This window comes from Breznakia pachnodae, assembly GCF_030814225.1.
GTDB lineage: Bacteria > Bacillota_I > Bacilli_A > Erysipelotrichales > Erysipelotrichaceae > Breznakia > Breznakia pachnodae.
The window spans coordinates 191,295-206,460 of the sequence record NZ_JAUSUR010000002.1; the positions used below are offsets into that span (position 1 = coordinate 191,295).

The 15,166-nt window shown below is 34.1% G+C and carries 6 protein-coding genes; all 6 read right to left on the reverse strand.

Annotated features, from left to right (window positions below; translation table 11 throughout):
- Positions 1-101: 101 nt before the first annotated feature.
- Positions 102-9,467, reverse strand: coding sequence for a beta strand repeat-containing protein (locus J2S15_RS07025; RefSeq protein ID WP_307406779.1), 9,366 nt, complete (start codon positions 9,465-9,467; stop codon positions 102-104).
- A gap of 115 nt (positions 9,468-9,582) precedes the next feature.
- Entirely contained in the window at positions 9,583-10,770 is a 1,188-nt protein-coding gene (locus J2S15_RS07030) for a hypothetical protein (protein WP_307406780.1), read from the reverse strand.
- 9 nt (positions 10,771-10,779) lie between these two features.
- Complete coding sequence (locus tag J2S15_RS07035) at positions 10,780-12,030, reverse strand: RNA polymerase sigma factor (protein ID WP_307406782.1); 1,251 nt, start codon at positions 12,028-12,030, stop codon at positions 10,780-10,782.
- 94 nt (positions 12,031-12,124) lie between these two features.
- Positions 12,125-12,568 carry a DUF1307 domain-containing protein gene (locus J2S15_RS07040; RefSeq protein WP_307406784.1) on the reverse strand — a complete coding sequence of 148 codons (444 nt, stop codon included), beginning with the start codon at positions 12,566-12,568 and terminating at the stop codon, positions 12,125-12,127.
- Between the two features lie 320 nt (positions 12,569-12,888).
- Complete coding sequence (locus J2S15_RS07045) at positions 12,889-14,559, reverse strand: formate--tetrahydrofolate ligase (RefSeq protein WP_307406786.1); 1,671 nt, start codon at positions 14,557-14,559, stop codon at positions 12,889-12,891.
- A gap of 127 nt (positions 14,560-14,686) precedes the next feature.
- Complete coding sequence (locus tag J2S15_RS07050; protein ID WP_307406788.1) at positions 14,687-15,124, reverse strand: hypothetical protein; 438 nt, start codon at positions 15,122-15,124, stop codon at positions 14,687-14,689.
- Between the last annotated feature and the right edge of the window lie 42 nt (positions 15,125-15,166).

A 15,166-nucleotide genomic window follows, 5' to 3' on the forward strand; every position in this document is an offset into this window, starting at 1 on the left:
TTTCATATTTATTCAAGAATAGAAGCATAATTTCACTTTATATTCACAAAAAGGAGAATGAAACCATTCTCCTCTTTAAACAAATAATTATTTAATCATAATTATGCACGTTTTCTTCTTTTAAGAACAATATACAATCCAGCCAATGAAGCCATCATAATATATAACTCTTTATTATTCATATCTCCTGTATCAACTGAAGTACCATTTGTAGTATTGCTACCACTTGGTGCAACTGAAGGTTGTTCCCCTTTTGCCAATACAGTTACTTTGATAGTTACTTGTGTTGTATAAGTAGAACCATCTTCTAATGTATACGTAGCTATGAATGTTAAATCATACACGCCACCTTTTGCAGGAGCTTTCGTAATTGCTTCTAACTCTTCAGCATTTACACTTACTTCAACAGGCAATTGTGAATTAATCAACATTGCTTTTGCTTCTGCTAACTGAATAGCCAAATCACTAGATAGTGGTGCTGCTTCTGCATTTGTTATTGTAAAGTCATGAGCAGTAATTGATAGCGCATCACCGTTTGGTAACTCTACTACTGGTGGAGTTCCATCTCCAGTAACTACTACCATTACTGTTTTCTCTACAGTTACATCATTGTCTACTACAGTAAATGTTAATGGGAAAATTCCACCATTACTTGTAGCTTTTTGAATAGCATCAAGTTCTTCACTGTTTACAGTAATTTTACTTGTGATATCTTCATAACCAACAATGTTTCCATCTGCATTCATTAATTGCTTGATTGCAGATGTATATGCTTTTTCTATTGATTTCGTAGAGTTAAGACTCGCTGCATCTTTATAACTGATTTCAAACCCAGTTGCTCCTAATGTGATAACTTCGTCATCATCAACAGAACTATACAGAGGTTTAACAAATACTGTTACATCTTTTGCTACTGTAATTGCAGCTTTGTTAGTTACACTAAATTCCAGATCATATAGTCCACCTTGAATTGATGCACCTTGAATCTCTTTTAAATCTGCTGCATTTACAGTTACATTTGCAGTAATTGTATCAATACGAACAATTACATTATTACTGTCACGAATAACTTCATAAGCAATCGCTTTTCCTAATGTTATTGCTTTTGCTTGGTCTACCTTTGAAGCATCGGTATTTTCTAGCGAGAATGATTTTGCATCAATCACAACGGTACCAGTTGGATCAACTACTCCACCATCTGGTGTTACAAGAACTACTACTGTAAGTTTTGCTGTTGTTGTATTACCATCTGGTCCAACATAAGTCACAGTATATGTTAAATCAAAGATTCCACCATCACTATTCGTATTATTAATAGCAGCAAGTTGATCTTTATCAACCTTAATATCTGTAACTTCTTCTCCAGTTTCTGCAATCAATGCTTCTACATTTCCATTTTTAATTGCAGCTTTTTCTGTTAATTCTTTTGCTTCTTTCGTAGTTTGAGTAAATCCACCACCAGTTACAACTAATGAATTTCCATCTGGTGTTGGTTCAACAATTGTTGTCTTACCTTGAATTACGACATTCACAGTTACATCAATCGTATGTATATCCCCATCTGAGTCTACATATGTTGTAGTTAACGTAGTAGGAACAACTCCACCTGCTTCACCAATTCCATTGATTGTAGCTAAATCATCAGCTTTCACAGTAATCGTTCCAACTTCTTCACCAGTTTCAAGAATCATTGAAACTGCTTTTGATTCTGTTATTACACCAGCTTCATCAATTGTTTTCGCTGCATCATTTGTAAGTACAAATCCTTTTGCAGTAAATACCAATTGCCCATCTGGTGTTGGTTCTGGATCTGGAGTGGCTGTACCTTTCACTACTACTTTTACTGTTGTTGAGATTGTCACACCTTGATCTTCAGCAGTATAAGTAAGATCATAAATTCCTCCTGCCTCACTAACACTTTGAATTGCTGTTAATTCTGTCTTATCTACAGTAATATTTGTTACTTCATTACCTGATTTCAATAAGTATGCTTTCGCTTTTCCTAAAGTAATTGCATCTGCTTCACTAAGTGGCGCTGCATCTGCATTTTCCAGAGTAAATCCCTTTGCACTAATTGATAATTCATCACCATCTGGTGTCGGTTTTGGATCTGGAGTATTCGTTCCCCTAACAACTACTTTTACTGTTGTTGAAATTTCTACTCCTTGATCTTGCGCTGTATATGTTAAATCATAGATTCCTCCATCTTTACCAACTGCATTAATTGCATCCAGTTCAGAAGTAGTTACAGTAATATTTGTAACTGCAGTTCCTGCATCTACCAATACCGCTGTTGCATTTCCTTTAATAATTGCATCTGCTTCATTCAATGCTAATGCATCTGTGTTTTCAATGGTAAATCCACTTGCACTAATTGCTAATGTATCGCCATCTGGTGTCGGCTCTGGATCTGGAGTATTTGTTCCCTTAACAACTACTTTTACCGTTGTTGAAATACTTACTCCTTGGTCTTCTGCTGTATACGTAAGATTATAAATTCCTCCACCTGCTGGTGCTTTTTGAATCGCTGTTAATTGTGTGGCATCTACCTTGATATCTGTAATGCTCACACCTGCGTTTACTAACCATGCTTGTGCATCTGCATTTGTAACTGCACTACTGCTTGTTAGTTTTGAAGCATCTGCATTTTCTAGTGTGAATCCTTTTGCGCTAATTGATAAGGTATCGCCATCTGGCGTTGGTTTTGGATCCGGGGTACTTGTTCCCTTAACAACTACTTTTACCGTTGTTGAGATTGTTATACCTTGATCTTGCGCTGTATATGTTAAGTCATAAATTCCGCCTGATGTTGGTGCATTATTAACTTTTGTAAGATCACTTGTTTTCACTGTAATGTTCGTTACTGATGTACCAGCATCTATTAGATATGCCTGTGCATTACCTTTTGTAATTGCTGTTGTTTCATCTAATCCAGCAGCATCTACATTTTCTAATGTGAATCCATCTGCAGTAATTGCCAATTTATCACCATCTGGTGTCGGCTTTGGATCCGGAGTACTAATCCCTTTTACCACTACTTTTACAGTTGTCGTAATTGTGATTCCTTGATCTTCTGCACTATATGTTAAGTCATAGATTCCTCCACCTTTATTAGCATTTTGAATTGCTGCTAACTGAGTAGCATCTACTGTAATATTTGTAACTTCCGTTCCTGATGTTACTAAGTAAGCTTTCGCTCCACCTTTCGTAATTGCTGTTGCATCGCTTAATGCTGATGCTTCACTATTTTCAAGAGTAAAGCCTTTTGCTGTGATTGCTATCTTATCACCATCTGGTGTAGGTACTGGATCTGGTGTACTTGTTCCTTTCACTACTGCTTTTACAGTTGAAGAAATGTTTACTCCTTGATCTGTTGCTGTAAATACTACATCATAGATTCCTCCTGATATAGGTGCATTATTAATGTTTGCAACATCACTTGCTTTCACCGTAATATTTGTAATTGCTGTTTTCGCATTTACTAACCATGATTTTACATCACTCTTTGTTTTCGCTCCATCAGAATCAAATCCTGCTGCTTCACTGTTTTCAAGAATAAATCCTTTTGCAGTAATTGCTAGTGTATCGCCATCTGGCGTTGGTTTTGGATCTGGTGTTGTTGTTCCTTTCACTACTACTTTTACGGTTGTTGAAATTTCAACTCCTTGATCTTTCGCAGTATAAGTAAGGTCAAAGATTCCACCTTCTTTGCTTGCTGCATTGATTGCCGCAAGTTGTGTTGCATCCACACTCAAATCAGTAATGTTTGTTCCTGCATTCACCAAATATGCACTTGCTTTTCCACTTGTAATTGCAGCTGTTGTATCTAAACTTGCTGCAGCTGCATTTTCTAATGTGAATCCTGTTGCTGTAATTGCTAGACTATCACCATCTGGTGTTGGCTTAGGGTCTGGTGTTGTGATTCCTTTTACTACTACTTTAACAGTTGTTGAAGTTGTGACTCCTTGACTTGTTGCTGTATAAGTAAGATCATAAATCCCTCCAGAAACACTAACATTATGAATAGCTGTTAGTTGTGTTTGGTTTACAGTAATTCCAGTTACTGATGTTCCTGCATTCACTAACCAAGCGCTTGCATTAGCATTTGTAATTGCAGAACCATCCGTTAATACTTTTGCTTGTAAATTTGTTATTGTAAATCCTTGTGCACTAATCGCTAACACATCACCATCAGGGGTTGGTTTTGGATCTGGTGTACTTGTTCCTTTTACCACTACTTTTACAGTCACTGAAACCGTTTCGCCTTGATCTTCTGCAGTAAGCGTTAAGTTATACACTCCACCTGATTTTGGTGCAGCCTGTATTGCAGTTAAATCACTAGCTTTTGCAGTAATATTTGTTATTGGTGTTCCTGCTTTTACTAGCAATGCTGTTGCCGTTGATTTCGTTACTGAAACCGTACTATCAAGTCCTGCAGCTTCATTGTTTTCAATTGTAAATCCTTCTGCAGTTAGTGCTAATGTATCTCCATCTGGTGTTGGAATAACACCTGTTTGCGTTCCTTCAATAACTACGGTTACTTGTTTTGCTGATGTTTTCCCATCTTCTGTAACTGTAAACTCAATTTGTTCGATTCCACCTTCTGATCCAACATTCTTAAGCTTATTTACATCTGATGAAGAAACAGTAACATTACTAGTAATATCTTTATAAGTTATTTCTCCATCATTATCTGTTGTTTTATAGAATGCACTTGCATTTCCATGATTTGCATCTTTTAACTTATCTGCAGTTAATGATGTTAATTCGTTTTGTTTTAATACAAGATTATCTGCACTGATTGCAATATCATTACTATCTGGTAATGTTTTTGTAATCAATACTTCTACTGTTTTACTAACTGTTTTCCCTTGAGGATTTGTTGCTGTATATTTTACTTTATATACTCCAACTTTACTAAAGTCAGTTGTACTACTTGGGCCACTTAATACTTCATAAGAAATCTTATTGTTTGCTGCAGTTGTTACTGCTGGCCCACTGATTGCAGTTGGCACTGTAGTTGAGCCAACTGGTAATACTGCTTTATTCCATGTAGCCGTTGGATTGCCTGCTACTCCAGTTAAAATTCCCGAAGATCCCAACAAGTATTCCTGTCCAGTTGCAGTAATTGTAGGTAAGCCATGAACAAGAACTTCACGTTTCACTTCAACTTCTGAACCTGTTGATGGATTCGTTATTGTAAGTGTTACTTCATAAGAACCTTCTGTTTTATAGTTACCACTAGAGTCTATCATATCTGTTGGATAAGCAATCACAACATTTTGACTTGCTCCTGGTAATGGATTTAATGGAATTGGTAATCCAGTAGCTGGATCACTAACACTAACTCCATCAAGAACATTTGCAACATCGCCTACCGAACCTTCTAATGGATTCTTTGTAGGATCAATTGTTACTGTTGGTGGGAATGCAATAACCGCTCTGATAATTACTGTATCTCCAGATGCAGCCTTTTTAACAACTGTATCCTTCAAATTACCTTTAGCAATTACATCACCTTGTTTTACTGCACCACTTCCATCATCTACATAAATTTGCCATCCAGTATGTACATAACCACTTGGTATACTAACTGTTGGCTCAACTCCATATGTTTCTTTTGGGAATGTTGTACCGTATACAAAACTTGTATTATAGTTTGCTGTTTGTCCATTTAAAGTAATTGTTGATGATGCAAATGTTGTACCATCCGCTTTCACATTACTTTCGAACTCAAATGTTACTGGTTGAGCTTCAACTAATCCAACCCCAAAATCAGTATATTCAAACACATTTTGTGAATCAATTATAATATTCTCTATTTTTGCTTCTGTGTGTGTTGTGTTAAACACCGGATCAGACGCCAATTGACCACTTGTACTTGTTGTTGTAGTTGAGAAATGATAAGCACTTGGATTGTTGTTCAAAATACTAATCGTATATGTTCCTTGTTTCAACATTTCTAAGTAATATTTTGCCTCTGTTGCATTATATGGTAATACCTGAGTAGGTGTCTTTCCATCCTTTTCAGAAATCATGATTGTAAGATCTGAACCTGTATAATAAGATTCTCCACTGTCATATTTTCCATTTCCATTTGTATCAATAAATGGTTTAATTCCTAATTTACCAACACTCAAAGAACCTGCTAATACTGAACCCACTGACCAAGAATTCTTTCCTGAACCTGTAGCTTCTGCACCAGTGAATGGTCTCCAATAGTTAATTTCGTCTACAGGCGACCCTGAAGCTGCAGATAATTCAAAAGTGAAACTTCCCTCTGCTCCTGATGCAATAACTCCAGTTGATTCAAACTTTACAAAAATTACATCACTTAAATTTTTACCTGCTGCAGTCAATTGAGTATATGTATACCATTGTGTTGCTGGTATAAATGCTTCCCAAGTTAAGTTAGAATCAAAATCTGTACTATTAACGCTTCCATCTATAGCATACAGTGTATTAAATCCTGGTGCACTAATGTCACTGACTAGATTTGCATTCCATGTAAATGGTGATGAGTCTACATTATTTAAAGGATCACTGATTGCTTTGTTATTAAAGTATTTTCCATAATCCGCTCCTGCTTTCGGGATTGGGAAATAAATATCTGCATTATCAAATGAATTTGGTGCATTATTTTTGTATGATAACTCTACTGTTGCATTATAATCTTGCGACAGTGACGCTACGGTTGAATCTGTACCATTGTATTGATAGAAATCCTCTGCGGATCCAGAAATTTTAATTCCTGAATATACTTGAAGTTCTGGTAACTTAACTACACTAAAAGATGCAGTTGCACTACCTGAAATCAGATTTTGACCACTTGTTGTTAATCCATATGTATCTGAAATTATTTGAGATTTAGCATATTCAGCATTTTTAAAATTTGCTTTTCCTTCAATAAAAATAATATCCTGAAGTTTTAAATTTGCTACTCCTTGATTTGATGGAGATACATTCAATTCAAAATATACATTAAATTTTTGATTAACTGTATATGATATACTGTTTCCTTTTGTATGCAATCCTGCCATAACTGTATATGGTTCATCAAATGTATACTTGTAAATAGTAGAACCATCTCCTGCAACACTTTTGCTTTTTAAAGTTGCTTTTGCAGTCACATCTGTAGTTCCTACCATTAATTTCATGCTAGATTCATCTAAATTAAATCCCTCTGGAACTCTCACATATACTGTTGGATCTTGAAGATAGTTGTCAGTGACTTTATCTCGGTCATATGTTGCATTTCCTGCTTCAACTTGTAATCCTATTGGAATCGTATCTCCTGGAAGATAAGAAGTCTCTAAGCTAGTAGTTTCATCAACTTGCATTATCGAAATAAGTCTATCTGTTGTAGGACTAGTATTCACAGTATCACTTATTCCATCTATGGTAAGTGTGTGTGATCCACCACTGTTATTTTGGAACACCCCATATAATTGATAACCAGATATATAATATGCTTGTGGATATCCAAGGTCACTTGATGAAGTTAATTGTGCAGTATACTTATTAATTGTCCCTGTAATTTTAGTGATATATTCATTTGGACCTAATCCTATTACATCTCCATCCAATACAACTCCTGTACTTGATGATGCAGACACCATGTTTGCCACATCGTAACCTGTAGAATTTGTCGTTGTATATACTTTTATATTACTTAGAGTTGAGTTTTTAGGTACTGCAAGGCGTGCAATTTTCACCCCTAAATCTCCATTAATTTCCCATTCTAAAGCAACATCTGTTTTTTCTTTAAACGATGGATTTGTTACTCTATAACCTCCCAAATTATAATAGCCATCAAATCCTGCTTCTGTATAGTCATAAGATTTCGAATCAAATCCCACAACAACCAAATCTTCATCTTCATCTAGTATCGATACATTAAACCCATCACTTTGATATGGTGTGATTTTTCTGTATCCATCTGAGTTAGAATACTTTACATAAGCACTAACCAAAAACCTTGCAGTAGTGCTCTTGCCACTATCGGTTCCATACTTTGTTCCTGATAACGTAAATTTCGGTTGTCTTAATGTTGCATAACCATTATCACTTACAAAATATGAATTTTTATAAGTAACTGTTATCGTCCTGCTAATTGGGTCGTGAACTTCATTTTCGAAACTACTATTCATCACAGAATTAGCTAATCCATTATATGTAGCTCCTTCTGGATAAGTATAAACAACAATAATTTCTTCTGCTAAAGTCTCAGTACTAGCAATAGAATTTGATCTGTAAATTCCTGAACGAAGATCAGCACCTGCTACAGGTCCATAGGGTGATATTTCAGGAGAGCTATTTGATCCACTATTAATATAAGTACTGTCAACATTATCTAAAGTAAATCCTCTATGTAAATATGTTAATGTATAATTACCTACTACATTAGCTTGGACTTCTTCAGATAATGATTCCGATCCTGAAGTCATCTCCACTGTCATTTCATCTTTTAATTGTCCAGTACTTACTGAACTGCTTGTTTCATTTATATCACTATATAGTGTAGAACCAGAATTATAATCGTAAGTCCCTTTCTGAATACCAACATTTAGAGTTAAAACTACTGTGTCTGTATTCGAATTAAATTTGTATGTAATCTTTCCACCTTTATAGTATGCAGTCGTTGTACCACCACTAATATTTGAAAAACTTCCCCACAACTTGCTACCAAATGCATTACCATCAGTTGCTGTAAGCGAGCTAGAAACCATCGCCTGTTGCGTCGATGTTGTTGTAGTTAATATTTGCTCACCAGACTGAGATACCGTTCCATCCTTTGCAGAATAAGCCAAGAGTTCATAACCATCTGGTATTTCTATTTCAATTGTTCTATCTTTTGTAGTTCCTTGGTTTGCAAACGTTGCAGAAATCTCTATTTGCTCTGTATCATAAAAATTCCAATTATAAATACCTACTGAACTCCAGTCAATTGGAGTTGAGCCAGTTTTGTTAAATTGTACAGTTAAGCTATCTCCACTAGGAGAAGTAACTGTTCTCGGTTGTCTTGGTAACAATACATTTAAACCACCATCTTCCTGTGTTGTATTATCACCTTCAACTTCTTCAGTTGTTTTGTTGATTCCACTAACCTGAACCTCTTTCAATAATTCAAGGTCATCTTCATCAGCTTCTGAAGAATTATTACGATAGTTTACTAAGAACTTATATGTTCCATTAGCATTTACTATGTAAGATGGTTCACTGACCATATCCATCATTGAACCATCTGGATTTTGAATACTCTGAATTGTATAATTTTCATTTATATTTACCACATCCAAAGTAATTGTAGCCTGCGTTTCATCTTCGTTAACTGTCACTGTCTCTTTCACGTCGAATTCTTCAGTTGCTAATAAATCTGTAGTACTTACTAAAGTTCCAACCGCTGAAATAGAGATAGCAAAAGCCAATGCGATTTTCCACATTTTGCTAACCTTAATCTTTTTCATTTTTGCCCTCCTTATAGGTTATTGCGATTATACGATTTAAAATAAATAGCATAATCCTGTCTATATGTTTCAAAATGAAATCAAAGGGTTTGATTTTTTATAAAAAAGAATTAAATTAATTAATCCTTTTTCTCATTCTTACATAAATTAAAATGGTTCCCGCTATAATAATACTTCCCAATCCTATAAATAGAATTGAAGGTGTATTGTCTTTCTTATTTCCTTCTGCTTGTTGATTTAGAATTACTTCTTCTTCACTATCAACTACAATTTCTTCCTCGCCCTGAATACGAATAATCATTTTACTTTTTTCATCTTGTGATTTCGTATTCTCTAATTTTTCAGAATTCATTTGAATCAATACCTGTTTTAATTTTTCTTCTGACTCTACTTCATCTGCTTTCATATCTATTCGTTCATTATCAATATAGAAATATCCTTCATATTCATACAATGCATATAAATACACATCCGATTCCACATGATTAATAATTCCTATCCATTCAACAAATCGATAATTCTCTATATTCGGTGGTATAACTCTTTGCGTTGTTTCACCATAATTTATTTGCTGTTCACTATATAATTCATCATTTACATAATAATAAACATTAAACTTCTTTGGTGTAATGACCGCATAATAGTTTGTAGACTTCTCTATTTGTTCTCCACTATATAATTCATCTGCATTATCAGCTTTATAGCCTTCTATTTCGTATCCAAACAATTCATAAGTAGGAATATCAACTGATTGTCCCTTCTCTATTTGCTCATGTTTAAGTAGTTTCCCTGAAGGAGTTAGAAATTTAATATCTAATTTTTGATTGGCTGATGTTGCAACTGCTTCACTTCTAACAAAATCAAATTGTTTTGTGTAAGTAGAATTGTCTAAATATTTCATTGAAAAACTCACACTGATATCTTCATCTGCAATTGCATTGGCTTTGATTTTTATTATATTGTCAGTTTCTGCTGATACAGAATACCATTCATTAATTTCTTTTTTATTAACTAGTAAAGATACATTGTTCCAAGTTATTGTATTTATATTTTCAACACCACTTAACTCTGTCACTTGTACTGATACAGTTTCTGTTGTTTGTAAATCAACATCGATTATAATTTCTATTTCATTACCTGAAGATATACCGGATATATCTTCTTTTGTGCTATACATTTGATCACTTGTAATATCATGCAAAGAAGCTGTAGAATCTACAGCCTTTGATTGTGCACCAATAGCTTGTGGAAACAATAGTATAAGACATAAACTGATACTTAGAATAGTTATAGCTTTCTTCATAACATCACCTTACTGTTTTACACTGTTTACCATAACGGTATCTTGTGTTGTATTTCCAGCCATATCAACTAAGATTACTTTTATTTCACCAATGTAATCTTCTTCTATTTGAATCTTATCTTTTAAAGAATATTCTTGATTATTATATAAAACAAATGAATTACTGTAATCTATTCCAGCTCCTTCATCATCTACTACAATCGATAACGTATTATCATCATTTAATTGCAATGATGATAATACAGGGTAAGCCTTATCTATATTATTTATATTTATATTTCTTTTTACATCATCTATTTGAACTGTGTAAGTCCCATTCTTTTCAACATAAAAAATTAATTCATTATCCTTAATTATTAAATTATTATTTTCAATATTACTTACAGACACTGTATTTTGATCAATTGATTGATTTGTTTTTACAATCACTTCCACATCTTCGCCAATTGGTTCATTGTAGTATGCAATCTCTTCTATCTGCATTGTCTCTTGTGCATCAATTACACCCTTAGCTAAAAGGCCTCCGCCGCTCATCAATCCAACAACAAGTGCTACCTTTATTCCTATACCGGAACTGGTTGCTGCAATGGTATTTGGTGTAACAATCGAACTTGCACTTAATGACATTGAAGTTGCCGTTTCTGCCATAATTGATTGATATGCTTCAAACATAAGTGGTGTAAAAGCCACACCAAAGATTTTATCTGGTGCATATCCTTTATCATCAAGTCGTTGCTTAATTAATTTTCTTGAACGAAATAAACGATTCTTGATTGTACCTTTAGGAACATCAAGAATATCTGATATCTCTGAAATAGTTAATGAATTTAAATAATATAATTGAGCTGTTTGTGATAATGTGTTTGGTAAATCATTAATTTCACCACTAACTGCCCGTATAACTTCATTCTTTTGAAATAAAGCCGTTGGTTCTTCATCAGATTCTATCTGTTCTTCGATATTGTATTCTTCTTTTGGACTTGAGTATTTTCGATTCTTTCTATGTAACAACATTGATTGGTTGTAACAAATACGAAAAATCCAAGAATGAAATCTTGATTCGTCGTTTAATGAATGAATCATTTTTATTACATTTATAAATGTTTCCTGTACTACCTCTTCTGCATCAGGTACATTTTTTACTAACGTCATCGCAAACAGAAACAACTGATCTTTATAATGATTAAAGACCACTTCAAAAACCGATGTATCGCCTTGCTTAAGTTTCAGTATATACTTTGTATCTATTGTTTTTTTCATGTCCGCCCCCAGATGAGATACTGACCTCATCATATAATTAGTCGCTGTAAAGTTATAAATCGTTCATTATATTTTACTTAATTTTATACTTTTATTATTGCTCACACTCTAGCCCTAATGCTTCATAATTATCAAACAATGATTTTAACTTTACTGTTTTCGCATCATCACTACTCTTTGTTATTAAACCAAGTTTTGATAATGCATCTAAATCTCCTTCTTCTAAATCTATTTCTAATATTTCAGTATAAACATTATCTTTTATCTCATAACTATAACTGACACCATTTACCGTTTTGATTGTTGTTTCATATTCTTTTCCATTCGTTTCTAAATCTTCTTTGGTATAACTGCTTTCTTCAATATTGATTTTTGTAGTATAGGCAACCAATACTACTTTGTTATCATCTTTCTCATATTCTATATCAACGCTTAATTCCTGAATGTCCTCTTTGCGAGTACATACAGCATTCTCATTTGAGTTTCCACATGCTACTAGAAATAACATGCTAAAAATAACTAAAATACATTTTTTCATCTTGCCCTCCATGACAAAAATAGTCCACTATGTATTTATTAGTTGCTTTTATTTGATGAAAGGTTTGATAAAAAGATGAAAAAAGTTCTGCATCAATCAACAGAACTTCGTAATATCATTATTTTTTTACTATTTGGTGCTTTCGATCTTATTCTATAAATATAATCAAAAAATACTCTTAGGCTCGTCACTTCCCGAATGGTGGGAGGATTACTGCTAAGAGTACACTTTAACGGTTGCAGTACACTTTCGTGCTGCACCATTATAATACACTTTTCTCTGCATTTATGCAATAGAATAAGAATATTTATTTCGGTTTTTTAGAACAATCCAACAATATTTCCTTCTTCATCAATATCCATACGATTTGCTGCTGGAACTTTTGGCAGACCTGGCATTGTCATTACACTACCTGTAAGAGCAACAATAAATCCTGCTCCTAAAGATGGGCGTAATTCACGAATGGTAATTGTGAAGTCTTTTGGTGCTCCACAGATTTTTGCATCATCAGTTAAGCTTGTAGGAACCTTTGCCATACAGATTGGTAGATTATCCCAACCATTTTTTTCAAACAATGCAATTTGTTCTTTTGCCTCTTCACTATATGCAACATCTTTTGCACCATAGCAAGTTTGAGCAATCGTTAAGATTTTATTTTCAATTGTATCTTCTACTTCATAAAGCGGTTTGTAATTGTTCTCCATTTCTACTAGATCAACTAAGATTTCAGCAAGATCAACTGCTCCTGCACCTCCCTTGGCCCACACTTGTGATAGTGCCATTGGGTGTCCATGAGTTTTACACCAATCTTGCAGTGCTTCCACTTCTTCTTTTGTATCTGTTGCAAATTCATTGATTGCAACTACATATGGTAATCCAAATGCTTGGATTGTTTCAATATGTTTTTTAAGGTTACAGCAACCTTCTAACATTGCATCAACATTTTCTTTTTGAAGATCTTCATATGCAATATTACCATGTTGTTTTAATGCACGAATTGTTGCAACAATTACAACTGCATTTGGTTTTAGATTTGCTTTACGACATTTGATGTCTAAGAACTTCTCTGCACCTAAGTCTGCTCCAAATCCTGCTTCTGTTATTACATAGTCTGCTAACTTCAGACAAGTCTTTGTAGCTAGTACACTGTTACATCCATGAGCAATATTTGCAAATGGACCACCGTGGATCAGTACTGGATTGTTTTCAATTGTTTGTACTAGGTTTGGCTTGATTGCATCTTTCATAACCATTGCCAAAGCACCAGCAATTTCTAAATCCTTTACATATACTGCTTCTCCATCCATATTATACGCAACTAGCATATTTCCTAGTTTTTCTTTTAAATCCATAAGTGAATCAGCAAGACATAACACTGCCATTACTTCGCTGGCCACTGTGATATTAAAACCATCTTTTCTTTCGACACCATTTGCTTTTGGACCTAGTCCAACTTCAACTTGACGAAGAACACGATCATTCATATCTAACACACGTTTGAATACAACACGGTCCTTATCAATATTTAATACATTTCCTTGGTGAATATGATTATCCAGACATGCACTAATTAAATTATTACATGTAGTAATTGCATGCATATCACCAGTAAAGTGAAGATTAATATCTTCCATTGGTACAACTTGTGCATATCCTCCACCAGCTGCTCCACCTTTTAATCCAAACACTGGACCTAGTGATGGTTCACGTAATGCAACCATTGCATTCTTTCCAATCTTTTGAAAAGCGTCCACAAGACCTACAGTAGTTGTTGATTTTCCTTCTCCTGCTTTTGTTGGATTGATTGCTGTTACTAAAATCAGTTTCCCATCCTCTTCGTTTTTTCGTTCCTTTAACACATCCAAAGATACTTTGGCTTTGTAGTTACCATAATACTCGATATCTTCTACTGGAATCCCTGCCTTCTTGGCAATTTCATCAATTTTCATCATTGTTGCTTCTTGGGCAATTTCTAAATCAGTTTTGTACATATGAGTCTCCTATTACATTTACACAAATATTGTATCGCATTTTTGATTCATTAACAATTTACTATTCATTTCTTTTTTCTTTTGAGTATTAAAAAGAAAAAAGTGATCATTTCTGACCACTTATCAATTATTTAGAAGTACAAGTATATCCTTCATCTTCTAGTGCAGTTTTTGCTGACTTTGTAGTAAATGTTCCATCTTCACTTAATAAATCATCTACAAGTAAGTCTTCTGCTTTATAATCGTCCATATTATAAGTTAATGTTCCTGTAAACACTTTATCTTTTTCTTCATACTTATAACTCATTTCTTCGTATTGTTCATAATATGTAACATTATCATCTTGATCTGTTTTATAACTTTCAATTGTTTCATCACTTTCTCCACTTAAATCATCTTCGAAAGTTTCGTATAATTCTGTTACCTTATCATCCTCTACTGTAAATACAAAAGATGATTTTGATAACTCATCCTCAATCGTACAAGTAGTCGTATCACCACCACTATCACCACAACCGCCGACAAACATCATTAGTCCTAATGAAATAACTATTAATTTTTTCATAATTGCCTCCTAACTAATATACTATCGGTTACTCACAAAAGT